The organism is Pseudomonas sp. 51_B (genome assembly GCF_017491595.1).
In the GTDB taxonomy this organism is placed as follows: domain Bacteria; phylum Pseudomonadota; class Gammaproteobacteria; order Pseudomonadales; family Pseudomonadaceae; genus Aquipseudomonas; species Aquipseudomonas promysalinigenes.
The window spans coordinates 1-243 of the sequence record NZ_JAFGYW010000584.1 but is presented as its reverse complement, the minus strand read 5'-3'; the positions used below and the strand labels follow the sequence as shown (position 1 = coordinate 243).

At 58.4% G+C, this 243-nt stretch carries 1 protein-coding gene; it reads right to left on the bottom strand.

The features are described from left to right. The coding region (locus tag J5M56_RS26300; RefSeq protein WP_207938226.1) for an amino acid permease at positions 1-243 on the bottom strand (243 nt) is incomplete at both ends.

Here is a 243-nt window from a genome sequence, read left to right as displayed (position 1 = left end):
TGATGCCTAGCGAAAGCACGTTGACCAGCACCAGGAACAGCAACACGGTGATGAAGCCGATGACCGTGGCCTTGCCCACGTCGGAGCGTTTTTCCGCCCGTGACGAGAAGATGCTTGCGCCTTCGATGCCGATGAACACGAACACGGTGACCAGCATCATGTTGCGCACCTGGCTCAGCACATTGCCGAACTGCGGGTTGCTCTGGCCCCAAATATCGCGCGTGAAGATATCGGCGCGAAACG